General features: G+C 70.5%; 25 protein-coding genes and 1 riboswitch. Of the genes, 5 read left to right on the forward strand and 20 right to left on the reverse strand.

What is annotated here, in order from left to right:
- Positions 1-23: 23 nt before the first annotated feature.
- Both queG and JOE48_RS22000 read left to right on the forward strand, forming a co-directional pair.
- The gene (gene queG / locus JOE48_RS21995) at positions 24-1,166 is read left to right on the forward strand and encodes a tRNA epoxyqueuosine(34) reductase QueG (protein ID WP_210035965.1); all 1,143 of its coding nucleotides are present in this window, start codon (positions 24-26) and stop codon (positions 1,164-1,166) included.
- Positions 1,163-2,026, forward strand: a complete 864-nt coding sequence (locus tag JOE48_RS22000; protein WP_210032892.1) for an SDR family oxidoreductase — start codon at positions 1,163-1,165, stop codon at positions 2,024-2,026. The genes queG and JOE48_RS22000 overlap by 4 nt, the downstream gene beginning before the upstream one ends.
- Here the strand turns inward: JOE48_RS22000 and JOE48_RS22005 are convergent, their stop codons facing one another.
- From JOE48_RS22005 to JOE48_RS30895, 3 genes are read right to left on the reverse strand one after another with little or no spacing between them, the layout of a single operon-like run.
- Entirely contained in the window at positions 2,027-2,851 is an 825-nt protein-coding gene (locus tag JOE48_RS22005; protein ID WP_210035967.1) for a metal ABC transporter permease, read from the reverse strand.
- A 47-nt stretch (positions 2,852-2,898) separates the two neighbouring features.
- Complete coding sequence (locus JOE48_RS22010) at positions 2,899-3,711, reverse strand: metal ABC transporter ATP-binding protein (RefSeq protein ID WP_210032894.1); 813 nt, start codon at positions 3,709-3,711, stop codon at positions 2,899-2,901.
- Positions 3,708-3,842 (reverse strand): hypothetical protein, encoded by a 135-nt coding sequence (locus JOE48_RS30895; protein ID WP_280921330.1) that lies wholly within the window; start codon positions 3,840-3,842, stop codon positions 3,708-3,710. The genes JOE48_RS22010 and JOE48_RS30895 overlap by 4 nt, the downstream gene beginning before the upstream one ends.
- A gap of 126 nt (positions 3,843-3,968) precedes the next feature.
- Here JOE48_RS30895 and JOE48_RS22015 point away from each other — a divergent pair, with 126 nt between their 5' ends.
- Positions 3,969-4,454 carry a transcriptional repressor gene (locus JOE48_RS22015; RefSeq protein WP_210032896.1) on the forward strand — a complete coding sequence of 162 codons (486 nt, stop codon included), beginning with the start codon at positions 3,969-3,971 and terminating at the stop codon, positions 4,452-4,454.
- A gap of 86 nt (positions 4,455-4,540) precedes the next feature.
- Here the strand turns inward: JOE48_RS22015 and JOE48_RS22020 are convergent, their stop codons facing one another.
- Together JOE48_RS22020 and JOE48_RS22025 are read right to left on the reverse strand one after the other, a co-directional pair.
- Positions 4,541-6,046, reverse strand: coding sequence for an undecaprenyl-phosphate glucose phosphotransferase (locus JOE48_RS22020; protein WP_210032897.1), 1,506 nt, complete (start codon positions 6,044-6,046; stop codon positions 4,541-4,543).
- A gap of 368 nt (positions 6,047-6,414) precedes the next feature.
- Positions 6,415-6,762: an antibiotic biosynthesis monooxygenase family protein gene (locus tag JOE48_RS22025; protein ID WP_210032898.1), complete on the reverse strand. Its 348-nt coding sequence runs from the start codon at positions 6,760-6,762 to the stop codon at positions 6,415-6,417.
- 382 nt (positions 6,763-7,144) lie between these two features.
- On the opposite strand from JOE48_RS22025, the gene JOE48_RS22030 reads away from it, so the two are divergent.
- The gene (locus JOE48_RS22030; protein WP_210035970.1) at positions 7,145-7,552 is read left to right on the forward strand and encodes a helix-turn-helix domain-containing protein; all 408 of its coding nucleotides are present in this window, start codon (positions 7,145-7,147) and stop codon (positions 7,550-7,552) included.
- A gap of 56 nt (positions 7,553-7,608) precedes the next feature.
- On the opposite strand, the gene JOE48_RS22035 is transcribed toward JOE48_RS22030, so the two are convergent.
- Genes JOE48_RS22035 through cbiE form a run of 4 tightly spaced genes read right to left on the reverse strand, consistent with a single transcriptional unit; the run spans position 7,609 to position 11,331 of the window.
- Positions 7,609-8,928: a cobyrinate a,c-diamide synthase gene (locus JOE48_RS22035; RefSeq protein WP_210032899.1), complete on the reverse strand. Its 1,320-nt coding sequence runs from the start codon at positions 8,926-8,928 to the stop codon at positions 7,609-7,611.
- Positions 8,925-9,701, reverse strand: a complete 777-nt coding sequence (gene cobM, locus JOE48_RS22040) for a precorrin-4 C(11)-methyltransferase (RefSeq protein ID WP_210032900.1) — start codon at positions 9,699-9,701, stop codon at positions 8,925-8,927. Before cobM ends, JOE48_RS22035 begins: the two co-directional genes overlap by 4 nt.
- Positions 9,698-10,102: a cobalamin biosynthesis protein gene (locus tag JOE48_RS22045; RefSeq protein WP_245252917.1), complete on the reverse strand. Its 405-nt coding sequence runs from the start codon at positions 10,100-10,102 to the stop codon at positions 9,698-9,700. Before JOE48_RS22045 ends, cobM begins: the two co-directional genes overlap by 4 nt.
- Positions 10,099-11,331: a precorrin-6y C5,15-methyltransferase (decarboxylating) subunit CbiE gene (cbiE, locus tag JOE48_RS22050; RefSeq protein ID WP_210035972.1), complete on the reverse strand. Its 1,233-nt coding sequence runs from the start codon at positions 11,329-11,331 to the stop codon at positions 10,099-10,101. Before cbiE ends, JOE48_RS22045 begins: the two co-directional genes overlap by 4 nt.
- 28 nt (positions 11,332-11,359) lie before the next feature.
- Here cbiE and JOE48_RS22055 point away from each other — a divergent pair, with 28 nt between their 5' ends.
- Positions 11,360-12,127, forward strand: coding sequence for a cobalt-precorrin-6A reductase (locus JOE48_RS22055; protein ID WP_210032902.1), 768 nt, complete (start codon positions 11,360-11,362; stop codon positions 12,125-12,127).
- Here JOE48_RS22055 and cobJ read toward each other — a convergent pair.
- The 11 genes from cobJ to JOE48_RS22110 all read right to left on the reverse strand — a co-directional run bounded on the left by cobJ (position 12,094) and on the right by JOE48_RS22110 (position 23,815).
- Entirely contained in the window at positions 12,094-12,855 is a 762-nt protein-coding gene (cobJ, locus tag JOE48_RS22060; protein WP_210032903.1) for a precorrin-3B C(17)-methyltransferase, read from the reverse strand. The genes JOE48_RS22055 and cobJ overlap by 34 nt on opposite strands.
- Positions 12,852-13,631: a precorrin-2 C(20)-methyltransferase gene (locus JOE48_RS22065; protein WP_210032905.1), complete on the reverse strand. Its 780-nt coding sequence runs from the start codon at positions 13,629-13,631 to the stop codon at positions 12,852-12,854. The genes cobJ and JOE48_RS22065 overlap by 4 nt, the downstream gene beginning before the upstream one ends.
- Complete coding sequence (locus tag JOE48_RS22070; protein ID WP_280921331.1) at positions 13,631-14,323, reverse strand: precorrin-8X methylmutase; 693 nt, start codon at positions 14,321-14,323, stop codon at positions 13,631-13,633. Before JOE48_RS22070 ends, JOE48_RS22065 begins: the two co-directional genes overlap by 1 nt.
- Positions 14,320-15,687 carry a precorrin-3B synthase gene (gene cobG, locus JOE48_RS22075; RefSeq protein WP_210032906.1) on the reverse strand — a complete coding sequence of 456 codons (1,368 nt, stop codon included), beginning with the start codon at positions 15,685-15,687 and terminating at the stop codon, positions 14,320-14,322. The genes JOE48_RS22070 and cobG overlap by 4 nt, the downstream gene beginning before the upstream one ends.
- Positions 15,684-19,031 (reverse strand): cobaltochelatase subunit CobN, encoded by a 3,348-nt coding sequence (gene cobN, locus JOE48_RS22080; protein WP_210032907.1) that lies wholly within the window; start codon positions 19,029-19,031, stop codon positions 15,684-15,686. Before cobN ends, cobG begins: the two co-directional genes overlap by 4 nt.
- A gap of 73 nt (positions 19,032-19,104) precedes the next feature.
- Positions 19,105-20,139: a cobalamin biosynthesis protein CobW gene (gene cobW, locus JOE48_RS22085; RefSeq protein WP_210032908.1), complete on the reverse strand. Its 1,035-nt coding sequence runs from the start codon at positions 20,137-20,139 to the stop codon at positions 19,105-19,107.
- Entirely contained in the window at positions 20,136-20,537 is a 402-nt protein-coding gene (locus JOE48_RS22090; protein ID WP_210032909.1) for a DUF1636 family protein, read from the reverse strand. Before JOE48_RS22090 ends, cobW begins: the two co-directional genes overlap by 4 nt.
- Positions 20,530-21,267, reverse strand: a complete 738-nt coding sequence (locus JOE48_RS22095; RefSeq protein WP_210032910.1) for a CbtA family protein — start codon at positions 21,265-21,267, stop codon at positions 20,530-20,532. The genes JOE48_RS22090 and JOE48_RS22095 overlap by 8 nt, the downstream gene beginning before the upstream one ends.
- 16 nt (positions 21,268-21,283) lie before the next feature.
- Positions 21,284-21,466, reverse strand: coding sequence for a CbtB domain-containing protein (locus JOE48_RS22100; RefSeq protein WP_210032911.1), 183 nt, complete (start codon positions 21,464-21,466; stop codon positions 21,284-21,286).
- A gap of 33 nt (positions 21,467-21,499) precedes the next feature.
- Positions 21,500-21,695: riboswitch (cobalamin riboswitch) on the reverse strand.
- Between the two features lie 75 nt (positions 21,696-21,770).
- The gene (locus JOE48_RS22105; RefSeq protein WP_409518604.1) at positions 21,771-23,360 is read right to left on the reverse strand and encodes a S10 family peptidase; all 1,590 of its coding nucleotides are present in this window, start codon (positions 23,358-23,360) and stop codon (positions 21,771-21,773) included.
- 2 nt (positions 23,361-23,362) lie between these two features.
- Complete coding sequence (locus JOE48_RS22110; protein ID WP_210032912.1) at positions 23,363-23,815, reverse strand: DNA polymerase III subunit chi; 453 nt, start codon at positions 23,813-23,815, stop codon at positions 23,363-23,365.
- Positions 23,816-23,840 lie beyond the last annotated feature (25 nt).

The following is a 23,840-nucleotide window of genomic DNA, read 5'->3' on the forward strand; positions in this document are numbered from 1 at the left end:
GACGAACCTATCTCGGCGCCGATCTGCGCCGCCTCGTCGAGACCCGGGCCCGGGCGCTCGGCTTCTGCGGCCTGCGCGTCACCCGCCCCGACCGTCTCCCGGATCTGCCGGGCCGCCTCTCGGCTTGGCTCGCCGAGGGTGCGCACGGCACGATGGAGTGGATGGAGGAGCGGTCGAACCAGCGCGCCCGTCCGACAGACCTCTGGCCCGGCCTGCGCAGCATCCTGGTCCTGGCCATGAGCTACCGGCCCGACGAAGATCCGCTGGCGCTGTTGGCGTTGACGGATCATGGCGCGATCGCGGCCTACGCCCAGCGCCGGGATTACCACGAGGTTTTGAAGGGGAGATTGAAGGAACTCGGCGGCTACCTGTCGGCCAAGGGTGACGTGCGGGTGAAGGTATTCTGCGACACCGCCCCGGTCATGGAGAAAACCCTGGCCGAGGCGGCGGGTCTGGGCTGGCAGGGCAAGCACACGGTGCTGATCTCCCGTGAGCACGGCAACTGGCTGCTTCTCGGAGCGATCTACACCAGCGCGGAATTCGAGCCCGACCCGCCTGGGCGTGATCATTGCGGCTCCTGCCGGGCCTGCCTCGACATCTGCCCGACCGACGCGTTCCCGGCGCCCTACCGCCTCGATGCCCGGCGCTGCATCTCCTACCTGACCATCGAACATCCCGGCCCGATCCCCGAGGCATTCCGGCCGGCGATCGGCAACCGCGTCTTCGGCTGCGACGACTGCCTCGCGGTCTGCCCCTGGAACAAGTTCGCCCGCACCGCCGCGGAGAACCGGCTTGCCGCGCGCGCGGATCTGGCGGCACCCGCGCTGAAGGACCTCGCGGAGCTGGACGATGCCGCTTTCCGCACGTTCTTCGCGGGCACGCCCGTGAAGCGCACGGGCCGCGACCGTTTCCTGCGCAACGTGATGATCGCGATCGGCAATTCCGGCGACCCGGATCTCGCTGAGACGGCCGTCGCCCGGCTCGCCGATGCGTCGCCGCTGGTGCGCGGCATGGCGGTCTGGGCGTGCGGCCGGCTTCTCGGGTCGGGCAGGCTCGAGATTCTCTATCGCCGGTTCGGCGTCGGTGAAACCGATGCGCATGTCCGCGACGAGTGGCAGGGCACCGGCTTGACGGGAGCTGGGGTAGGCGAGACATCCGCCGCATGAATCTCTTCGTCTTCGGGCTCGGCTTCACCGGCCGCCGTTTCGCCGAGCGCGCGCGTGACCGGTTCGCGATTGTGCGCGCCACGGTCACCGAGGCGGTGTCCGCCGACCGCATCGCGGCCGAGACCGGCTTCATCATGCGCGCCTTCGGGCCGGACGCCGACGATCCCCGGATTGCCGACGACCTCGCCGACACGGACGCGCTCCTGGTGTCGGCACCGCCGGGCGCGGAGGGTGACCCGGTCCTCGCCCGCTACGCGGCTGCGATCCGGGCCGGGCGGATCGGCTGGATCGGCTATCTCTCGACCATCGGGGTCTACGGCGACCAGGGCGGGGCCTGGATCGACGAGGCCACGCCGGCTGCGCCGCGCAGTGCCCGCTCCCGGATCCGCCTGGACGCCGAGGCGGCGTGGCTCAAGCTCGGCGCCGAGACCGGCAAGGCCGTGCAGGTCTTTCGACTGTCGGGCATCTACGGGCCGGGCCGCAATCCGATCGTCAAGCTTCGCGAAGGCCGCTCCCAGCGCATCGTCAAGGCCGGTCAGGTCTTCAACCGGATCCACGTGGACGACATCGCCACGACACTGCGCGCCTCCATCGATCGGCCGCGCGCCGGGGCCGTCTACAACGTCACCGACAACGAGCCGGCTGCGCCGCAGACGGTGACCGAGCACGCCGCCGCACTCGCCGGATTGCCGCTGCCGCCCGAGATCGATTTCGAGACCGCCGACCTGTCGCCGATGGCGCGCAGCTTCTACGGCGAGAATAAGCGCGTGCGGAACGCGCTGATCCGCGATGAACTCGGTGTCGCGCTCGCCTACCCGACCTATCGTGAGGGTCTGGCCGCCCTGAAGGACCAGCCCTGATCAGGCTTCGAGGTGGCGCGTCCGGACGAGGCGACGGAGCAGGCCACCGCAGGGCCCAACCATCAATGAAGCGACATACAGGGCGCCGGCCGCCAGCACGATGGCCGGACCGCTCGGCAGATCGAAGTGGTAGGACAGGCTGAGCCCCGAGACGCTCGCCGTCGCGGCGATCAGCATCGAAACCGGGATGAGACCGCCGAGGTCGCGGGTCCAGAATCGAGCGGCGACCGCCGGGAGCAGCATCAGCCCGACTGCCAGTAGGGTGCCGAGCGCCTGGAAGCCGCCGACGAGATTCACGACCACCAGCGCCAGGAAGGCGAGATGCACCGGGCCGCCGCTGCGGCTCACCGTGCGCAGGAACAGCGGGTCGACGCATTCCATGACCAACGGCCGGTAGATCAGCGCGAGCGCCATGAGCGTCAGCGTGCTGATGCCGCCCAGGAGCCACAAGGCAGCATCGTCCAGCGCCAGAACCGAGCCGAAGAGAAAGTGCATCAGGTCGATCTGCGAGCCCCGCAGGGAGACGAGGAGCACGCCGCCCGCCAGCGAGATGAGGTAGAAGGCCGCCAAATTGGCGTCCTCCCGCACCACCGTGGCGCGGGTCGCCGCGCCGGCGAGCAACGCCACCGCGAGGCCGGCGACGAGGCCGCCCAGGGTCATTGCCGGCAGGGACAGGCCCGCGACCAGAAAGCCGGCCGCCGCGCCCGGCAGGATGGCGTGGCTCATCGCGTCGCTCATCAGGCTCATCCGGCGCAGTGTCAGGAACACCCCGACCGGTGGCGCCGACACCGACAGCGCCAGGCATCCGGCCAGCGCCCGGCGCATGAAGCCGAACTCGACGAAGGGCGCGAGGAACGTCGCGAACGGTTCGATCACGCGGCGTCCTCGTGATGATCGTGGGCGCCCGGCCCGTGCGCGGCGTGGTCGTGCGCGTGCGCGCCCGCGGCCTGCGGGCCGGCGCAGATCGGCGCGCCCTCGTCCCAGGCCTCGGAGAGATTGCGCGCGCGCGCCAAGTTGTCCTGCGTCAGTACCCGTGCGGTCGGCCCCCAGGCCACGGGCTCCCGCGCGAGGAGCAACGTGGACGGGAAATGCGCCCGCACCTGTGCCAGGTCATGAAGGGCGGCAATTACCGTGCGGCCCTCGGCGTGCCAGGCCGCGATCAGCGCGAGCAGATCGTCGACCGTCCGGGCATCGATGCCGGTGAACGGCTCGTCGAGGAGCACGACGGGACAATCCTGCAGGATGAGCCGTGCGAACAGGGCGCGGCGGAATTGGCCGCCGGACAAGGTGCCGATCGGCCGCGCCTCGAACCCTTCGAGACCGACCGCCGAGAGCGCTGTCTCGATCGCTTGGCTGTTCCGGCGGAGGCTCCGCCAGGCGCCGGACCGCCGCCAGAGACCCATGCCGGCGAGATCCATGACACTGAGCGGGAAGCTCCGGTCGATCTCGTCGGCCTGCGGCATGTAGGCAAGGGCGCCCGCGCGTTCGATGTGCCCTTCCAGGCAGCGGATTTCCCCGGCCATACCCTTGAGCAGGGTCGATTTGCCGGCCCCGTTCGGCCCGACCAGCGCCAGCAGATCCCCGGACCGGACCGTCCCGTCGAGGTGGTGGACGGCCGGATGCCGGTCATAGCCGAGGGTCAGGCCGACGAGCCGGATCGGGGCTGGCTGCTGCGCAACACTCATGCCGTGAGTGCCCAGGCGATGGCCAGCCACACGAAGGCCGAGAGCGCTCCGGCGAGCGTCAGGCGCAGCCCGATCCCGTTCTGAAACAGGGACCGCCGGGCCGCGTGTCTCGGGCGGGGGGTGATCGGCAAGACGTCCTCGTCACGCGCTCGGGGCGGCGCGGGCACCGTGCAGGGCTACTGGTGCTGTCCAGGGTAGCGGTGATACACTGTAACATACCCGTGGGACAACCTGCGGATCATGCCACTGGAGCCATCATGCACCGTCACGAGGGTCACGACGCGTGCCACGCGGGCGCGGGTGACATGCTCGCGCGGGCGGAAGCCCACTGTCGCGAACGCGGGCTGCAATTCACGCCGCTGCGCCGTGAGGTGCTGGAGGCCGTGGTCCAAGCCGGAAAGGCGCAAGGCGCATACGACATCGCCGAGCGACTGAGCGTGCCGGGCAGGCGCGTGGCACCGGTCTCGGTCTATCGCGCCCTAGATTTCCTCATGGAACAGGGGTTGGTCCATCGGATCGCCAGCCGCAATGCGTTCATCCCCTGCGCGCATGGCCACGCGCCGGGGGAGGGCGTCATCTTCCTGATCTGCCGCACCTGCGGCGGCGTTGACGAGACGTCTTCGGAGGAGGTCGAGGGCGGCCTCGGGCGCACGCTGAAGCGTGCCGGGTTCACGCCCACGCACAGCATTCTTGAGGTCGAAGGCGATTGTGGTGCCTGCAGCCAGCAGAAGCACGCGTCCTGAGGTTGATGGATCCCTGCGCAATGGCCTCGACAATGCCGCGCGAGCTCGTGCAACGGCAGGCGTGAGGCCCTTGTTTCAGGAGCCCGTCAGAACGCGTTCCGGTAAGCGCGGCGGGACACGACGGTCTGGGCCATGATCTGGATGTCGAACCAGATCGACCAATTGTCGATGTAGTGGAGGTCGCAGGCGACACGCCGCTCCATGTCGAGGTCCGTGAGCGTCTCGCCGCGAAACCCGTTGACCTGCGCCCAGCCGGTGATCCCGGGCCGAACGTTGTGGCGACGGGCGTAGAGCGCGATCCGCCGCTCGAAGCTCCGATCGTGGGCGAGGGCGTGCGGCCGCGGGCCGACCAGCGACATCTCGCCCCGCAGCACGTTGATCAACTGGGGTAGCTCGTCGAGGTTGGTCCGCCGCAGGAAAGCGCCGACGCGGGTGATGCGGCTGTCGTTGCGCGTCGCCTGGCGGAAGGCCGCGCTCGGCTCAGCGCGCATCGACCGGAACTTGTACACGCCGAAGGGCTGCTGATTGAACCCGTACCGCTTCTGACGAAAGAAGACCGGCCCCCGGCTGTCGAGCTTGATCGCCACGGCGATCGCGCCGAGCAGCGGCGACAGCGAGACGAGGGCGATTGCCGATACCGTGAGATCGAAGGCTCGCTTCAGCAGCACCTCGCCCAGGTTGAGCGGGCGACGGCCGATGTTGATCCCGGAGATGCCGCCGACCCGCGCGACCTGCAGGTCCGGAAACCGGTCGAGCACGGTGCCGGGCCGCAGATGCAGGGCCGAGGGAACCCGAAGGAACGCATCGATGCAGCGCTCGACCTCCGCGGTGTCGGCCCAGGGCACCAGCACGAAGACGTCGTCCGGCCGCAGGAAACGGACGACCGATACGGCGAGGTCGAGATCTTCCTGCAACTGATCATGGCGCGTCGCCGTGTCGGCCCCCGGATCAACCCGGCGCAGGTAGCTGGTGCCGACGATCCGCAGACCGAGATTCCCGGATTCGTTGGCGGCATAGAACCGGGTGATGTCCTCCTCGTAGCCGACCAGATGGACGCGGCTGACGGAGGCCGATCCGGCCGTCAGACGCCTGCGTACGACGCGAGTCATCAGGTCTCGCGTCGTCATCAATGTGGGCAGCCCGAGTAGGAAGATCCCGATCGATACGATCCGCGAATAGTCGTTGGTCGTCTTGGTCATGAAGCTGACGACAAGCAGAGCCGCCCAGGCCACAAGCCACAGCGACGCCACGCGCTGGATATTCGCCTTCCGCGCGATCACGTTGTCGAGATTGTATTCGGAGCGCAACGCGGTTGTGGCGACGATGACCAAGCTCAGCAGCGCTGAAAGCCTCAGACCGCGGAGGCTGCCCAACCAAAGAGGGCCGTCCTCGTACGCGACGTGGTAGCCGAACTCGACGCAGAGTGTGACGGCCAGGATCGCCAGGACGTCGGTGAGAGCCAGCGCCGTTGACAAACCGATCCGCGCCAGGGCGCGACCGCGGCGGGGAAGTAGCGCCGACCATACGTTGCGGCGATGCTCCGCCGCTTCGGGAAGGGCCTGGAACGTTTCCGGAAGCCGTTCGTGAAACATAAGCCGCGCCACGTCCCGTCTTGATCGGACTTTGTACCAGTCTGAAACGCGGAAGGTTTCAGCGCCGGCCTGTATCCATGACGGAGCAAGCCGTGGGCCCGAGCGACTCACGATCCGAGGATTTTGGGCACGGCGCGACTTAGAGCGAAGCCTGGATCGCCGCAATACATGATTAATGCTGAACTAATGCTGAGCGCAGTTATCGCGCGCTCAGCGCTCCGGCCGCGGGGCGTGAGAGCGTTTATGGCTGAACCTGTTCAGTTCTGACGCGCTCGACCTGGTCGCGCTCGATCGTCCTGTACCGTACGGAGCCGTCCGTCTCGCGCACGCGTCACGGCCGTCGCGACCCTTCGTGTGGCCCAGCTTCGTCAGACGGGCTCGGCGCTTGCAGCATTTGCGTTCGGCACACCGACGGTCTGAATCGTCTCGAAGCCCTCGAATTGCGGATGGCCCAGATAGAGGGGCTTGGTCGACGGAACGCGGCCATGAGCCTTCCGGAACTGCTCGGACCGCGTCCAAGCCTCAAAATCCGTGCGCGAGCGCCAGATCGTATGGGATGCATACAGAACGTGGTCCTCGTGCTCCGGCCCGCGAAGAAGGTGGAACTCGACGAAACCCTCCATCTCGCCCAGATGGCTGTCGCGACCCAGCCAGACGGCCTCGAAATCGTCAGTCGCGTCCTTGACTACCTTGAAGCGATTCATCGCGATGAACATGCGTTTCTCCTTGTGGGCATTGATCGTACAAGCGTCGCTGTCTCTTGGGCGACCCATGGCGCGGCGACAAGGCGCACCACAGGAACTGCGCAGACTTTGGATGTCGACATTTCAGCAACAATGTTGCAAAGATGTGTACAGTTAAACTAGAAGCTGTAAGCTTAGACTTGCATAGCCTGACAACTTGGTGTCCTACTGCGGCGTCGCTCGATTGTGCCGCAGGCTTGGCGATTGCCGATTGCGATCACTTGAGCGGTCAGATCGACTCGTACGACATAGGACGCAGGGGCGGGCGGTGAAGCGGCGCGACAGCGAGGCGAAGACACCGCGTCCGCAACAGGACGCAAGCTCCTCCGCGGAGAAGGATGTGTCCGGTCAGACGATGCCGAAGCAGACGACGGACGTCGACCGTCTTGTTGGCATCCGCATCACAGCGTTGCGCAAGGCGCGTGGCATGAGCCAGACCGCGCTGGGCAACGCGGTCGGCGTGACGTTCCAGCAGGTGCAAAAATACGAGAAGGGTCAGAACCGGGTCGGCGCCGGGCGGCTGCGCGAGATTGCACGGCTACTTGAGGTGCCTGTCTCGGCTTTCTTCGAGGAGAACGAGCCTCGCGAAAATTCCCGCGAGGACGTGTTCGGTTTCCTGAGCGCACACGGTGCGATAGAATTGCTGCGGGCCTACGCGCAGATCGAGGACGAGCAGATGCGTCGGGACGTGCTGGCGCTGGTCCGCAGCGTTGCCCGCCTCGCTCAGGCGCGCAACGTCCCGCCTCCGGTCAACCCGACCTGACGCACCGGCGGGTCGGAGCCGTCATCTGGAAGTCCGTCGCCGGGTCGACATCGACCCTATGTCTGGTCTGCGGCAATGACGTGAAAGAAGCTTCCGGTGACCGTGCCGAGCCGGTGCCCTGCGAAGCCGAGCGCGATATCCTCCGCATCCGCGACTTGGGCAAGCGCCGCCGATCCATCCGGCACCGACGACACTTCACTGGCGTAGTGGAACTCGTGTCCGATCAGACGGACGCCGCGCCTGCCCAGAACCCCGTCGCCGCAGAGCCGCGCGACGCGGTAGCCGAGGTGGAGCTTGCGGCGGAGATAGGAGGTCCTGACCGGAAGCAGGCCCGCCATGGCGTGAGTCGCGCCTTCCGCATCTTCGAGACTCTGTCCCAGGACCATGTAGCCGCCGCACTCACCGTGGACGGGACGAGCCTGCGCGAATTTGCGCAGTCCATCCAGGAACCGGCTCGCGGCCGCCAGACGTCCCGCATGCAGCTCCGGATATCCACCGGGCAGCCAGCACACGTCGCAATCCGCGCGGGGCGACTCGTCGGCTAGAGGCGAGAACGGGACAAGTTCCGCCCCCGCCCCGCGCCATCCGGCTTCGATGTGCGGATAGAGGAAGCTGAACGCCGCATCCCGCGCGACGGCGATGCGCTGTCCGGGCGGGGTGAGCAACGCGCCCGTCGAAACCGGTACGGCGCCACCGGCGCAGGATGTCACGGCGTCGAGGTCGATCCCCGCCTCGGCGAGATCGGCCAGCCGGTCGAGGCGCATCTCGAGATCGGCGGTCTCGCCGGCCTGGACCAGGCCGAGATGGCGTTCGGGCAGGACGAGCTGCGCGTCGCGCATCAACACGCCGAGAACCGGCAATCCGACCCGCTCCATCCCGGCCTCGACCAAGCGGCGATGGCGCGCGCTCGCGACCTTGTTCAGGATCACGCCGGCAATGGTGATCCGCGGGTCGTAGAGCTTGCAGCCCAGCGCGACCGCGGCAGCCGATTGGGCCGCGCCGGACACGTCGACCACCAGCACGACCGGCCAGCCGAAGCGGGCGGCGATGTCGGCATTCGCCCCGGTCCGGCTTTCCGCGGCCCGCACACCGTCGAAGAGACCCATTGAGCCCTCCGCGATCACGAGGTCGGCATCGCTTGCTACTGCCGACGCGAGAGCGTCGAGCATGGGGGGCGCCATGGCGAAGCTGTCGAGGTTGAAGCTCGGCCAGCCTGTCGCGGCCCTGTGAAACGCCGGATCGATGTAGTCCGGCCCGCATTTCGCGGCGCGGATCCGCAGCCCCCGTCGGGTCAGCGCCCGCATCAGGGCGAGCGCGACGGTGGTCTTGCCGGAGCTGGACCGGGGCGCCGCGACGAGGAGTCCGGGGGCGCTCACGACGCGGTCCCGACGGTGCCGCCGGGCCGGTAGCGCCGATCATAATCGGGGGCGTAGAGCGCGCTTTCGCGGAAGGTCTCCGCGCCGAGCGCTGGCCCGACGAGGATCAGCGCGGTCCGCTCCAGCCCCGCCTCCGCGATCAGGCCCGGCAGGGAGGCGAGGTCGCCCACCAGCATCCGCTCATCCGGCCAGGACGCGCGGAACACCGCCGCCGCGGGGCAGGACGGCCCGTAGAACGGGATCAGCTCGCCCGCCACGCGCTCGGCCACGTGGATCGACAGGTGGATCGCCAGCGTCGCGCCGGTGGCCGCGAAGGCCGCGAGCGTCTCGCGCTCCGGCATGGCGCTCGCCCGGCCGGAGGTGCGGGTGAGCACGACGGATTGGGCCACGCCCGGCACGGTGAGCTCGCGTCGCAGCAGGGCCGCCGCGGCCGCGAAGGCCGGGACACCGGGCGTCACCGTGTAGGGGATCCCGAGCCCGTCGAGCCGCCGCATCTGCTCGGCCAGCGCGCTCCAGATCGACAGATCTCCCGAATGCAGACGCGCCACGTCCCGTCCGCTGGCATGCGCGGCTTCAATCTCCGCCATGATGGCATCCAGGTCGAGGGGGGCGGTATCGATGATCCGCGCGCCGGGCGGGCACCAGCCGAGAATCTCGGGCGCCACCAGGGATCCGGCGTAGAGGCAGACCGGGCAGGCCGCGATCCGGTCGCGGCCGCGCACGGTGATGAGATCCGCCGCGCCGGGGCCGGCGCCGATGAAGTGAACCGTCATGGGGCAGGATCGGTGTCGGGTTGCAGGGCCAGCGCGCAGGTGGCGCCGCCGCTCGCGATCCTGGGAAGGACGAGGCGGCTCTCCGGTCCCGCGACGGCCAGCGCGGCCGCCTCCGCCAGCGAGCCGATCCCGCGCAGGTTCTCGATGCGCGCGGAGCGCGTGACGACCCGCGCATCGGAGGCCTCCAGGGCCGCGGGTTCGACCGGGCAGGGCGACAGGCCGAACCCCGCCGCGGCCGCGGCGATGGCGGGCTCGCCGGCGCGGTCGGCCGCGGTCGCGACGGCGGCGAGAGCCGTGCCGTCGAACCCGGCCTGGTCGAGCGCACGGGTGATCAACGCCGCGATCTCGTCCGGGCCGGTATGTCGGCGGAATCCGATCCCGGCGACCAGACGCTCGGTCATGGCTTCGTCCAGGCCCATTGGGTCACCGGCATCGCCGGCCGCCAGCCGTGCAGGCCGCCCACCGGGCTGGCCCGGTCGACCGAATAGCGTCGCAGGCTGCCGCCATGTTGCGCGAAGGCGGCCAGGAGGGCGGCTTCGCCCTGAAGCGTCACCGCGTTGGCGACGCAGCGCCCGCCCGGCCTGAGCGCAGCCAGCGCCGCCCGCAGGAGGCCCGGCTGAGAAACGCCGCCGCCGATGAAGACCGCATCCGGCGCCTGCAGGCCGGCGAACGCCTCGGGAGCCGTGCCGGTGACCACCGTCAGATCGGGGGTGCCCAGAGCCTCGGCGTTCCTCAGGATGCGCGCGGCCCGGTCGCGATGCGCCTCGATCGCGGTGGCGCGCAGGCTCGGATGGCGGAGCATCCACTCGATTGCGATCGAGCCCGCGCCGGCACCGATGTCCCACAGGTGCAGGCCTGGATGGGGGCGGAGGGCCGCGAGGGTCAGGGCGCGGATCTCCGCCTTGGTGAGCTGCCCGTCATTCTCGAACAGGCTGTCGTCGAGCCCCGGCGCGAGCGGGATGCTGCGGCCCTCGCCGGCGACGGCGATCGCCACGGTGTTGAGCGGATCGATGGTGCCGACATCGAACGCGTCGGCCCGAATCGCGCGGATGCGTTCGCGCGGACCGCCCATGGCCTCGAGGATGGTCAGAAGCGACGCGCCGAAGCCGCGCTCGCAGAGCAGGCCGGCGAGCGCCGCCGGGGTCGATCCGTCCCATGACAGCACGACGAGCCGGGCGGCCGGATGGATATGCGGATTGATCCGGGTGAGCGCCCGACCGTGGAGGGTGATCAGGCCGCACTCGGCCAGCGGCCAGCCCAGCCGTGCGCAGGCCAGACTAAACGCCGATGGCTGCGGAAACGCGCGGATCTCGGCCGCCGGCACGAGCCGCGCGATCTCGGCGCCGATGCCGTAGTGAAACGGGTCGCCGGTGGCCAGAATGCAGGTGGGCTCGCCTCTGCGATCAAGGATGCCCGGATAGGCCTCGTGGATCGGGCTCGGCCAAGGCCGTGTCTCCGCATCGAGCGGACTTGCGAGGGCGAGATGGCGCCGGCCACCGTAGACGACGCGAGCGGAGTCGAGCGCCGCAGCGGCGGCGGGCGCGAGCCCGGCCCGCCCGTCCTCGCCGATGCCCACGATCGATAGCCAGGGGGCGGGGCCAATCTGGCTCGACAGAGGCTCAGCGCTCATGGACAAGGTGCCCATGACGAGCGGCGGCATGCGGATCTTGATCCTCGGCGGGACCGGCGAGGCGAGCGCCCTCGCGCGGTCTCTCGCCGGCCGGCCTGACCTGTCCGTTGTGCTGTCGCTGGCAGGCCGGACCGCCGCGCCGAAGGCTGAGCCCGTGTCGACCCGCGTCGGCGGTTTCGGGGGATCCGATGGGTTGGCCCGATACCTTGGCGCCGAGGGCATCGATCGCTTGGTCGATGCGACCCATCCGTTCGCCGCAACTATCTCCGCCAACGCCGCGCGCGCGGCCGCGCTGACGGAGGTGCCGCTCCTCGCGATCCGCCGTCCGGCCTGGTGCCGGAGCACCGGCGACCTCTGGAACGAAGTCGACACCATGGAGCAGGCCGTTGCCGCCCTGGGGCCGAAATCCCGGCGCGTGTTCCTGACGATCGGCCGCCAGGAAGCGGGAGCCTTCGCGGCGGCGCCGCAGCACAGATATCTGGCCCGCACCGTCGAGCCGCTGGGCGACCTGCTGCCGGTACCGCATCTGACCGCGCTCGAGGCGCGCGGCCCCTTCGACGCGGACTCCGAAATCGCGCTGATGCGCGCCAACGGCATCGAGATCGTCGTCAGCAAGAATTCCGGTGGCGCCGCGACCTACGGCAAGATCGCGGCGGCGCGCGATCTGGCGATTCCCGTGGTCATGGTTCGTCGGCCCGAGAAGCCCGATGTGCCGAACGTCCCGGATGCCGAGGGCGCACGCCGATGGCTGGGATTGTGCGATCACGCCGCCCCCTCGACCTTGCGCGCGGTGTAGACGAAGGGGGGACGGCCGTCCCGGGGGATCAGGCGCGTGGTCGAGGCGCCGAGGATGACCATCGTTGCCATGTCGGCCGGCACGTCGCGGGCCTCGGCGAGCGTCGCGACCCGGATCGCCTCATCGGGCCGGCTGATGGCGCGGGCGAACATCACGGGCGTTTCGGGGGCACGGATCCCGGCCGCGATCTCGAGCGCGGCCCCGAGCTGCCAGGGCCGAGCGGACGAGATCGGGTTGTAGAGCGCGACGACGAGATCCGCCCGAAGCACGGCCTCCAGCCGGGCCGTCACCACAGGCCAGGGCTTCAGGTTGTCCGACAGCGACAGGGCGCAGAAATCGCCCCCCAATGGCGCTCCCAGCCGTGCCGCCGCCGCCAGCATGGCGGTAATCCCCGGCTCGACCGTGATCGCGAGGTCGCGCCAGCCGGGCTCGCCGTGCTCCACCGCCTCGAACAACGCCGCCGCCATCGCGAAGACTCCGGGGTCGCCCCCGGAGACGACCGCCACCCGTCGGCCCCCGGCCCCAAGCTGCAGCGCGTGGCGGGCACGGTCGACCTCGACCCGGTTGTCGCTGGCATGCCGGACGAGGCCCGGACGCTCGGGCACGCGCGCGACATAGGGAAAGTAGCCGACCAGATCCTCGGCGGCGTCCAGGGCACGACGTGCGGATTCAGTCAGCAGACTCGGATCGCCCGGGCCGAGGCCGACGACCGTGACGCTTCCGCTCAAGGCCGCCGCCCCTCACCGGGCAGCAGCACCATCGAGAAATACGGGGCGTCGTCGTCAGCCTTGTCGGCGAGCCGCACGACCCGCTCGCCCGCCATGGTGCCGCGCTCGACATAGACCGCCCGCTCGAGCAGCCCCGCGGCCGCCAGCGCCGCGCGCACCTTGGGCAGATGCCGCCCCAGCTTCATGACGACCGCGGCGTCGGTCCCGCTCAGGCGCTCGGTGAGCGCATCGAGCGACAGAGTCGCCGGCAGAACCGTGAGCACGTCGTCGCCCCAGGTGATCGGGGTCCCCGCCCGGGTCCAGCAGCCGGACATGCCGGTCACGCCTGGCACCACTTCCACAGGGAAGCGGTCCTTCAGGCGCCGCCAGAGGTGCATGAACGAACCGTAGAAGAACGGATCACCCTCCGACAGAATCGCCACGTCGCGTCCGGCGCCGAGATGGTCCGCAAGCTGCCCGGCCGCATCGTCGTAGAACGCCGCGAGCGCGGCGACGTAGTCGGGATGCTCCGGGTGAATCTCGGTGGTGTAGGGATAGGCCAGCGCCATCTCGCGATCGGGGTCGCGGAGAATCGCGTCCGCGATGGTGCGGGCATTGCCGCGCTTCCCGCGCTTGCAGAAATGCACCAGCACCGGCGCGCGCATCAGGATCCGCTGTGCCTTCACGGTCAGCAATTCCGGATCGCCAGGGCCCATGCCGACCCCGTAGAGCATGCCGGTCACCGCCACAGCCGGGATCTCTTCGGCAGGCGCGTCCAGACGTTCGAACCCGTCCATCACTCGACCTCGCTGGCGAGGGCGTTGACCGCGGCAGCCGTCATAGCGCTGCCGCCCCGCCGACCATGGACCACCACGAAGGGAACGCGGCCGTCCCGAGCGAGCGCGTCCTTGGACTCGGCGGCTCCGACGAAGCCGACGGGAATCCCGATGATTGCGGCCGGGGGCCTCACCCCCGCGTCAAGCAGCTCCAGCAGGCGGAACAGAGCGGTCGGCGCGTTGCCCACCGCCACCACGCTGCCCGGAAGGTGCTCGCGCCAAAGCTCCATGGCGGCGGCCGATCGGGTGGTGCCGAGCTGTTTCGCCAGATCCGGCACGCGCGGGTCGCCGAGCGTGCAGATGACCTTATTGCCGGCCGGCAGCCGCGCCCGCGTGACGCCGTCGGCCACCATGCGCACATCGCACAGGATCGGTGCGCCGGCCTGGAGCGCCGCGACGCCGACTTCGGCGAAATCCGGAGACATCTCCACGTCCGCAGGCAGGTCGGTCATGCCGCAGGCGTGGATCATGCGTACGACGACGCGCTCGGCCGCGCCTGACCAGCGCGCGAGGTCGGCCTCGGCCCGGATCATCGCGAAGGAACGGGCGTAGATCGCGCCGCCATCACGGACGTAATCGTAGCGGGACGGGGGCTCGTGGGCCGCGGCCGGCTCCGATCCTGTCTGGCGCAGGGCGTTCTGGCTCGCGCTCATGCCGGTCTCCTGGTCCTCCCGCACACCATCGAGTCTGTATCCGGCGCGAACGCGGCGGCGAGCCCGACAGTCTTGGCTCTTCCTAACCGCTCCAGCACCGCCTCGATAGGGAGATAGAGCGCCGGCTCATCGCCGGGGGCGCGCCCGATGATGGCGCCATACAGGCCCGCCCGGCCGACCAGGGTCAGGTCGGCCGGCGCCGGCCGGGCGCAGCCCTTGGCGCAGCCGGAGACGTGCACGGCGAGCGGCGGCATCTCCAACGATCGCAACGCGTCCGCCAGACGCGCCGCATCCACCAGCGTCGGCGTGGATCCGGAGGCGCAGCCCGGTGCGCCCGTGCAGGCATCGATCCCGCGCCGGGGATCGTCGGGCGTGACGATGAACGCGTCCGCGAGCGCAGCCAGGAGCGGTGCAGCGTCCGTGCCGGGTGCAGCGCGCAGGACGAAACCGCGCGTCGGCGAGAGGCGGATCGCGTCCGCGCCGATCACATCCGCCATCCGCACGACACGGTCGAGGGAGGCTGCGCTGCACCGGCCGAAAGGCGCATCGATGGCGATGACGTGATGACCCGCTATCGTTCGGAGACCGGCATTGGGTGCGAAAGGCTTGCCGTCCCGGGTGTTGCTGCCGCGCCGACGATCCGCCTTGAGAGGCGGATCCTTCGCCTGACGGAGCGCGTGCAGAGTTTCCACGAGCGCCTCGAGTTCCTCGTCCGACAGGTCGCGCATCCGGCGGTGACCGGTGCGTGCGAAGGCGGCCAGGAGCGCCGCCACCAGGGGAGGGGCCTCGTGCTCCCCGCAGGTGACGAAGTCGCGCCGGCCCTCAGTAGTCGCGGCCGCGATCACAACGGTATCCGCGACGGAAGCAGCGACGAAGCAATCCGCGTCCGGCAGCGTCACATCCGGGCGACCCTCGACGACCACGAGGGTCTTGGCCGGGAGACCCGGAATAGCTCGGCCCGCAGCCTCGATGGCGTGGGCCAGCACCGGCACATCGAGCCGTTCGGTCGAGTCGCAGCCGGCGAGCGGACTCGTGAGCGTCAGTCGCTGCGGACCGCCGTCGGTGCGCACGTCGCCGAGCCCAGCCGTTTCCAGCAGGCGGGCCAGGGGCCTGCGGGTCGTGTCGGACACGCCGCGGATCTGCAGATTGGCGCGGGCCGTGAAGTCCATATGGCCGTTGCCGAACCGGCGTGCGCCCTCCGCCACGGCGCGTGCCTGATCGCAGGTGAGCACACCGAGCGGCGGGTGCACGCGCGCGAGGAGACCGTCACCGGTGGGCATCGGGCGGGCGAGACCCGGGCACCAGCCACGTCGGGAAGAGGCCTCGGGCAGGGCCCGGCGGTGCTGGCGCGCGGGGGCGCTCATTCCGCCGCCTCCGGCATCAGAGCGTCGGCCGGGAGGGCGTTGCGGCGGCTGTGCCAGAGGCCGCGGTCTCGCGCCTCATCAAAGCGCTCCAGAATCGCCTTCGTCGCCGCGGGATTGGCGGCGCGTAAACGTTCGAAGACGTCCGCGTCGGCAATCCAGGCGGCGTAGAGCCGGTCGAAACCGGCATCGGTCACGGCGTCGCTCGTCGCGGCGAGGACGAAGACCGCGTCGAGACCCTGTGCCAGCTCCTGCGCCCCCCGGTAGCCGTGGCGCATCTGCGCGGCGATCCAGCGCGGATCGGCGAGCCGCCCGCCGATGAGACGCGTCGCGTCCTCCTGGGCGGTGCGCGTCTTCGGCCGCTCCGGCACAGAGACGTCGAGGCTGTAGAGTTTCGGGCTGCCGCCCCCGAGGGAGGCCGCCGCCGCGAATCCGCCCATTGCATCCACTGCGGCATCGCCGTCGAACAGATCGCGCTCGGCCACGTCGAAGGCGTGCAGGTAGGCGTCCGCTGCCGCAACTCGGGCGGCGAAATCCGCGTCCGGTCCTTCGCGGTCGCCGTAGGCGTGACCGCTGGCCGACAGGTAGGCACGTCCAAGAACGCTGCGCGCGTCCCAGGCGCCGTCAAGCGCGGTGGCCGCCGTTCCGGCCCCGTACCGACCCGGCGCCGCCCCGTAGACCCGGGCGGCCGTCTCGCCGCGACGCCGGGCGGCCGCCAATGGATTCTCGTCGTCCGTCTCGTCGCGGTCGGCCACCGCCCGTGCGGCCCGGTCGAGCAGCGCGAGAGTGTCGGGGAACGTATCGCGGAATGCCCCGGAGACTCGTACCGTCACGTCGATCCGGGGCCGGTCGAGCAGGGCGAGCGGCAGCACCTCGAACCCGGTGACCCGGGTGCTGGCATGGTCCCAGACCGGCCGCACGCCCATCAGCGCCAGGGCGTGCGCCACATCCTCCCCGCCGGTGCGCAGGGTCGGGGAGGCCCAGAGATCCATGACGATCCGCGCGGGATAGGCGCCCTCGTCCTGGAGGTAGCGGGTCACGACCGCCGCGGCCGCCCGCTCGCCGAGGCTCGCCGCAGCGCGGCTCGGGATCGCGCGGGGATCGAGGGTGGCGAGGTTCCGGCCGGTGGGCAGCACGTCTGCGCGCCCGCGCGACGGTGACCCGGCGGGACCGGGCGCGACGAACCGGCCGTCGAGGGCCGTCAGCAGCCCGGTGCGCTCGCCGGTCGCGCAGGACGAAGCCGCGTCCGAAGCCCCGCCGGCCGCGCGCCCGAAAATATGCAGGCCGTCGCGGAAGACGGTCTCGCCGAGGTCGCAGAGATGGGCGTCGAGCCGGGTCAGCGCCTCGTCCATTGCGGTTTCCGGGCCGATGCCGGCACCGTCGAGGAGCCCGGCGGCTTCGGCATCCTCCAAGATGGCGCGGGCGATGAGCGCGGCCCGGCGCGGATCGAGGACGCTTGCGGCGGAATATTCCTCCACCAACTCGCGCAGGCGCGCGGCCTCAGGCGGCAAGTCGTGCGCGGTGGTCGCCGGCGTCAGATGACCGAGCGCGATCCCGCCCAGGCGGCGCTTGAGCGGGGCAGCCTCACCCGGATCATCGACAATGAACGGGTAGACCACCGGAAGGCTACCCACGCAGAGAGCGGGGAAGCAGCTGGGCGCGAGCGCCACGGCCTTGCCCGGCAACCATTCGGTCGTCCCATGCGTGCCGAGCTGGACCAGCACGTCGAAATGCCGCCGCAGCCCGAGATGGAACGCCAGATAGGCGTGGGTCGGGACGCGCTCCGGATCGTGATAGCCGGCTTTCCGGTCGGGATCGCGCCCGCGATCCGGCTGGAGAAAGACGGCGAGGCGACCCTCGGCCGCCTCCGGCGCGCCCTCGACCACGCGGAACCGGAATGCTCCACCTACGCAGCCGGGGTCGGCGTCGGGTTGACCCCACGCGTCGGTGAGCGCGGCGCGCGTGTCCTCGGGGAGCCCGGCGAGCCAAGCCGCGTAGTCGGCGAGCGGCACGCAGAACGCCGCAGCGCCCCCCGTGAGTGCGATCATCAGGGCTCCGGAATCCGGAAGCCCGCTTGCCGCGTAGCCGGCTTCGGCCAGATCGGCGGCGATCATCCGCGCGCTCTCGGGCGTATCGAGGCCCACGGCAAAGCCGGCCCTTCCGCCGCGCGCCGGATAGTCGGACAGGACAAGGGCCACGCGTCGCTGCGAGCGGGGCAGGGCGGCAAGGCGCAGCCAACCGGCGGCCCGTTCGGCGAGCGCCGCGATCCCGGCGGCGTAGGGGACCGCCCGCCGCTCCGCAAAGCCCGCGATCTCAGGGGCCTCCTCCTTGAAGGAGATCGGGAAGCCCGAAAGCCGTCCGTCGAATTCCGGCAACGCCACCTGCATGGCGAGATCGGCCGCGCCCATGCCCCGGGCCGAGACTTCCCAGGCCGCCCGCGACGAGCCGACCGTAAACGCCTGAAGGACCGGACAATCGGCGCCGTCGAGCACGAAATCGAGGCCGTCCTCGCGGGCCGAGAAGGCCGTAGCGGCGATGACCAGATCGGGCCTGCGCGCCCGCACGGCCTCCGCGACCGCGGCTGCAGCGACCGGCTCTTTCAAGCTCGACACCGCCATCGGCAGCACGCCGATCCCGCGCGCGCGCAGGGCTTCAGTGAGCGCGAGGTACGGCGCGGTATCGCCGCCCAGCACGGCGGATCGATAGATCACGAGCAGGGCCACGGGTGTGTCCGGCATCGGTGAACCCGCGAGCGGCACGGCGCTCGCGGCGGCCGCGACGGCTCGGTCGAGGGGGAGCACGCCGCAGCCTGCACACCAGGGAAAACCGCGCGGCAACGGCTCGGGCGGCTCGATCGCCAGATCGGCGCCGGCCCGGGTGGCCAGCAACCGCAGCATCCGGCGCAAGTTGTCAGGACCGCCGGCGCGGAAATAGGCGTCGCACCGCGCGGCGAGATCGAGGTCGGTGGAGAAGGCGGCGAGCCGCGGATCGGGCCGGTCGTCGCCCGGCAGCACCGCCAGGACGACGCCGTGTGCCCGCGCCGCCTCGGCGCAGCGCTCGACGCCGTAGCGCCAGTAATCGAGCCCGCCGAGGCAGCGGATCACCACCACCTTGGCGTGCGCCACCACGCGCTCGACGTAGAGGTCGACCGAGAGCGGATGCCGCAGCCTGGAGAGCTTGGCGAGGCGCAGGCTCGGCAGACCGGGCTCGGCGGCATGTGCCTGCCCGATCCCCGCGAGGTCGCTGTCGGTGAAGGACAGCACGACGAGATCTCCGGGCTCCTGCCCGAGATCCACCGCCGCCTCGCCATCGTCGAGCGAGACGGTATCGATGCGCACGAGATGCATCGCGGCGGCCCCTAGACCGTGACCGCGCGTGACCGCGCGCCGCCGCGGATCGTGGAGGCGCGTGCGAGTGCCGTCATCCCGCCAACGCCGCGGCGACCGCGCCCTGATCGAAGCCCTTCAGGCCGATCACCACGAGCTTGCCATCCCGGGGCTCGCCCGCCCGCCAGGGCCGGTCGAAATGGTGGGCCACGCGCCGACCGACGCCCTGCACAACGAGGCGCATCGGCTTGCCTTCGACCTCGGCAAAGCCCTTGATCCGCAGGACCCCTCCGGCCTCGGCCGCCTTCTCGACACGGGCCGCAAGATCGGCTGCCGTCAAGGCCGGGCGGAGCGACAGCGCCACGGTCTCGAAATCATCGTGGTCGTGATCCTCGCCCTCGCCGTGGTGCGACGGCCGCGAGGCCAGATCGTCCTCGGCCGCGGCGCCGAGGCCCAGCAGCACGCGCGGGTCGATGGCGCCGTTCTCAGTCTCCACGACCTTCACGGCGCGGGGCAAATGCCCCTCGACCTCGCGGCGGACGCGGGCACGGGTCGCGGCATCGATCAGGTCGGCCTTGTTGAGCACCACGAGATCGGCGCAGAGAAGCTGATCCTCGAACACCTCCTCGAGTGGATTGTCGTGATCGACCGACTGGTCCGCCGCACGCTGGGCGGCCAGAGCCTCCGGATCCTCCGCGAAGGCGCCGGCCGCAACCGCCGGCCCATCGACCACCGCGACGACGCCGTCCACAGTGACCCGCGAGCGGATTGCCGGCCACTGGAAGGCCTGGACCAGGGGCTTCGGCAGGGCAAGACCCGAGGTCTCGATCAGGATGTGCTCCGGCGGCTCGGCGCGGGACAGCAGCGTTTCCAGTGCCGGAACGAAATCGTCCGCGACGGTGCAGCAGATGCAGCCGTTCGGGAGCTCGACGATGGACTCTTCGGTGCAACCCTCGACGCCGCAGGCGGCCAGGAACGACTTGTCGAAGCCGACATCGCCGAACTCGTTCACCAGGATGGCGAGGCGACGGCCCTTGGCATTCTCGACGACGTGGCGAACGAGCGTCGTCTTGCCGGCGCCGAGGAAGCCCGTGACGATAGTGCAGGGGATCTTGTTCACGAGGGTCATTCCGCGGCCTCCAGGGTGCCGGCGGTGCGCGGGCGGGGTTCGGGGAAAGGGGGGATGCGGGCGATCACGCCCTTGCGGAACTCGGCCGGACGCTCGCGCCAGGGCACGATGCCGTCCGGGGTCGCCGCGTAGGCGGCGAGCCCGGCGAGGATGGTCTCGGCGGAGGCCGCCGGATCCATGTCGCCGTACACGTAGGTCCAGCGATCGGCTGAGGCGACTGCCACCGTGCAGGGCCGCTTGCACACCGACAGGCATTCCACCGGCTCGACCCGCAGATGCGGGGCATCGCCGGCCCGGTCCCGCAGCGCATCGAGCAGGCGCGCACCGGACCGGGGGCCGTCCGGGTCGTCACCCTCCCGGCGGCAGGAGGTGCAGACATACAGGACGGTCTCAGACACGGGCCGCCCTCGCTGCCGGCTCACGCGAGAAGGCCTGCCAGGCCCAGCCGAGGCCGAGCCCGATCAGCATCCAGAATACGAAGCTGATGGCCAGCGAGCGGGCCGCGAATTGTGCGGCCAGCGCGGCCGGCAGCTCGGACGCTCCGGCCGGTGCCTCGGGTGCGCCGACGGTGTGCGGCGCGACGATCAGGACGAGGCCGCCCAGGATCGCGATCAGCGACCGCCGGACACCGATCAGGTAGAGGCCCATCCCGGTGGCGGCGGCGGTCATGACCCACCAGAGCTGCCGCGCGGCGAGCGGCGCGGCCTCGCTGCCGGGCAGTTCCGGCGGCAGGCCGAGGCACGGCGCAAGGGCAACGCTGGCGAAGCCTGCCACCGCGAAGGCGAGGCCGACCTGCGGGGTCGGATCGCGCCCGCAGGCGAGCATCACGGCGCCGAGCAGCAGGGCGTAGCCGACGCCACCGACTAGGGTCGCGAGTGCGGTGAACGCCATGCGCGGGAGCCCTTCGCCGGGCTGCCATTCCGGCGCCGCGTCGGGCGCGGCATGGTCGTGCCCGGCATGAGCCAGCACGATCGGGAGGCCGATCGCCGCCTGATGCGTCGGTTCCTTGTGCTCGTAACGCTCGGCCGCCACGATCAGCGGCGAGGTCAGCGTGAGCTCGAGCCCCGTCACGACGGCAGCCGCGAGGAAGCCGGCGGCCAGCGCCGCCGACAGAAGCCGGATGATCATCCCTGTGACGCAGGCGTCAGTGGCAGGGGAAGTTCTGGGTGTGCCGGAAGTCGTGCGCCGCATTGTGGAGCGCAATCGCCGGCGAGAAGCCCGCCATGAACAGGAGGCCGAGGCCCAGGAAAGCCGCGAGCGCGACGGCGACCGAGCGCTCGGACGAGCGGGTGCCGGCGGCGACTGGGGCGAGGGTCGAGGTGGTCATCAATGTGTCTCCAGCCGCCCCACCGGCGGCATTCCGGGATCCTGGCGTGACGGCAGGTCTCCTGGCTCGCAGCTCTGCGCGCCTGCCGCCTTCCCGGATCGCTCCGGTGGCGCTCTGGCAGGTGCTCGCCGCTCACAGTTGCGGGGGCAGCCGCGGAATCGAGGCTCGCGCCCCTCACCGCATTCCCTTTTCACCCCGTCGCCGGGGCACCGTCACGAAGCCGTTGTAGACGCATGGCGGCTTGCGCACAACGGAGTGGCAAGCGGTAAGATCGGGATTCTCGAGAGCGCGAGTTTCCCGACCGTCAGGGCGTATCCTTGAGGCGCTCGGCGGGTGCTCCGCCCGGTGCCGGTCCGGCGTCACGCGCCTTCACGGCATCCGCGTAGAGGCGCTCGACATCCGCCTTGAACGCGGCGCGGGAATCCGGTCGCGTGTAGAACATGTGGCCGCCGGGATAGACGGCGAGGCTGACGCGGCCGGCTCCATAGGCCGGCACCTGCGCGAGCAGGAGCTTCGAGGCGTAATAGGGCGTCACAAGATCCGTGAAGCCGTGCGCCACCAGCACCCGCAGGCGGCCATCGAGCGCCAGGGTGCTCTTGAGGTTCGACAACACCTCCGGCGCCTGCCGGCCCGACCCCCAGCTCCAGCCGCGGTTCACCGCATTGTTCAGGAGTTCGTAGCGCATGTTGGGCACGGGCCATTTCAGCGTGCGCGCGTAAAGGTCGAGCATCGCGCTGGTCAGCGGCGCCTGCAGCGCGGTCAGTTGCGGATCGTCGAAGCTCGACTGGGCCGCATCCGGGTTGGGATCCCAGCCGGTGATGCCGGTGTCGTAGGCGCTGGTCACGCGGCCGTCGGCACGGTCGATCTCGCGCTGAACGCTGCGGGTCGACAGGCGCGCCGCCTGCGCGCGCACGAGAGCCGCGTCGAGCCCGACGAGGGGCGCGACCCGCTCGGTCATCCGCGCCACGGCGGCCGCGTCGCCCGGGCCCTTGAGCAGATCCGCCAGGTAGGCGCCCGAGGCGTAGGATTCCGCATCCGACAGAAGCGCCGGCGTCGGAACGGTTCCAGCCCGTTCCAGGGCACCGGCCGCCAGGGATGGCAGCTTCAGGACGTAGCCCCAGGGATTGGCGCGCGATGTCTCCAGCCAGCCGAAATCGAGAACCGGCGAAAGCAGCACCATCCCGGACAGGCCGACACCGATATCGTCCTGAAGCTTCTCGGTGATGAGTGGCCCGCGGAACCCGCCGTAGCTCTCGCCGACGTAGAATTTCGGGCTGGCCATCCGGTCGTTGACGCGCAGGTAGCGCGCGATGATTGCGGCCAGGGTCGCGGCGTCGGAATCGATGTTCCAATAGGCCTTGCCGTTGCCGTCCGCCGCGCGGCTGTAGCCCGTGCCGACCGGGTCGATGAAGACCAGATCGGAGAAGCCGAGCCAAGTCCCGTCATTGGGCGTGAGCGCGACTGGCTGCGAAGGGCTGATGCTGTCGCCCCCCGTCGGCAAGCGCCAGGGGCCGATCGCCCCGATGTTGAGATAGGCGGAAGCCGCGCCGGGCCCCCCGTTCACCGCGAAGGTGACCGGGCGCTCGCGGCCGGCCTCCGGCGCCACCGTATAGGCCACGTAGGCGATCTCGGCCTGCAGTTTCCCGGACTCGTCGACCAGGGGCAGGCTGCCGGCCGTGGCGGTGAAATCGAGGCGCTTGCCGTTCGGCAGCGTAAGGCTGTGCCGCGTCATCGAGTCCGGAGGCAGGCGACGGCCCTCCGGCCCCCGCGGCGCCTGCCTGGCTTCCGACGGCCGCTGGTCGTGCGGCGCCTCATGTGCGCCCACCGACGGAGGCACCCCAAGGATCAGCGCGGCGGCGAAGGCGGCGCGCGCGAAACGTCTGGTGAGGAGCACGATTATGCCTTCTTGTTCCAGCGGCCCGAATCGTCCTGCTGCCAGTAGGCGACCGCGTGGCCCGCCTCCTTGGCCTGCTTCCACTGCTCGCGGGCGCGCAGGAGCGCATCCTGGTCGGTCCCGTCGAACAGGATGCAGATGCGTTCGTAGGCTTCGGCGTCCGGCGGCAGGTCGGCGCCTTCCACGAGGAAGCGGATCGACGCCGTGTTGGGATTGATGTCGCGCAGGGTCAGCACGACCGGCTGGCTTCCCGCGTCGGGCTCGCGGTCGGTGCCGTGCGGCAGGAAGCTGTCGTCCGAATAGGTCCAGAGGTGGTCGTCGAGCGCCTGCAGACGCTCCTCGGTGGCGACCTGGATTGCGGCCTGCCAGCCCCGGTCGAGCGAGCGCTCGACGAGAGTCGGCAGCACCTTCTCCAGGGGCTGACGTTGCATGTGGTAGAAGAGGATCTCGGTCACGGCCCGGTCAATATAGGGTCCGGGA

The organism is Methylobacterium sp. PvR107, assembly GCF_017833295.1.
Taxonomy (GTDB): Bacteria; Pseudomonadota; Alphaproteobacteria; order Rhizobiales; family Beijerinckiaceae; genus Methylobacterium.

Bases quoted from the DNA above. Each gene is read 5' to 3' on its own strand.
- JOE48_RS22065 (WP_210032905.1), bottom strand. From the start codon at position 13,631: ATGGACGGGTTCGAACGTCTGGACGCGCCTGCCGAAGAGATCCCGGCT.
- cobW (WP_210032908.1), bottom strand. From the start codon at position 20,139: ATGACCCTCGTGAACAAGATCCCCTGCACTATCGTCACGGGCTTCCTC.
- cobN (WP_210032907.1), bottom strand. From the start codon at position 19,031: ATGCATCTCGTGCGCATCGATACCGTCTCGCTCGACGATGGCGAGGCG.
- JOE48_RS22020 (WP_210032897.1), bottom strand. From the start codon at position 6,046: ATGTTTCACGAACGGCTTCCGGAAACGTTCCAGGCCCTTCCCGAAGCG.
- cobG (WP_210032906.1), bottom strand. From the start codon at position 15,687: ATGAGCGCCCCCGCGCGCCAGCACCGCCGGGCCCTGCCCGAGGCCTCT.
- JOE48_RS22005 (WP_210035967.1), bottom strand. From the start codon at position 2,851: ATGCGCCGGGCGCTGGCCGGATGCCTGGCGCTGTCGGTGTCGGCGCCA.
- cbiE (WP_210035972.1), bottom strand. From the start codon at position 11,331: ATGAGCGCTGAGCCTCTGTCGAGCCAGATTGGCCCCGCCCCCTGGCTA.
- JOE48_RS22100 (WP_210032911.1), bottom strand. From the start codon at position 21,466: ATGACCACCTCGACCCTCGCCCCAGTCGCCGCCGGCACCCGCTCGTCC.
- JOE48_RS22045 (WP_245252917.1), bottom strand. From the start codon at position 10,102: ATGACCGAGCGTCTGGTCGCCGGGATCGGATTCCGCCGACATACCGGC.
- JOE48_RS22015 (WP_210032896.1), top strand. From the start codon at position 3,969: ATGCACCGTCACGAGGGTCACGACGCGTGCCACGCGGGCGCGGGTGAC.
- JOE48_RS22025 (WP_210032898.1), bottom strand. From the start codon at position 6,762: ATGTTCATCGCGATGAATCGCTTCAAGGTAGTCAAGGACGCGACTGAC.
- JOE48_RS22070 (WP_280921331.1), bottom strand. From the start codon at position 14,323: ATGAGCGCGAGCCAGAACGCCCTGCGCCAGACAGGATCGGAGCCGGCC.
- cobM (WP_210032900.1), bottom strand. From the start codon at position 9,701: ATGACGGTTCACTTCATCGGCGCCGGCCCCGGCGCGGCGGATCTCATC.
- JOE48_RS22055 (WP_210032902.1), top strand. From the start codon at position 11,360: ATGCGGATCTTGATCCTCGGCGGGACCGGCGAGGCGAGCGCCCTCGCG.
- JOE48_RS22010 (WP_210032894.1), bottom strand. From the start codon at position 3,711: ATGAGTGTTGCGCAGCAGCCAGCCCCGATCCGGCTCGTCGGCCTGACC.
- JOE48_RS22000 (WP_210032892.1), top strand. From the start codon at position 1,163: ATGAATCTCTTCGTCTTCGGGCTCGGCTTCACCGGCCGCCGTTTCGCC.
- JOE48_RS22095 (WP_210032910.1), bottom strand. From the start codon at position 21,267: ATGATCATCCGGCTTCTGTCGGCGGCGCTGGCCGCCGGCTTCCTCGCG.
- JOE48_RS22030 (WP_210035970.1), top strand. From the start codon at position 7,145: ATGCCGAAGCAGACGACGGACGTCGACCGTCTTGTTGGCATCCGCATC.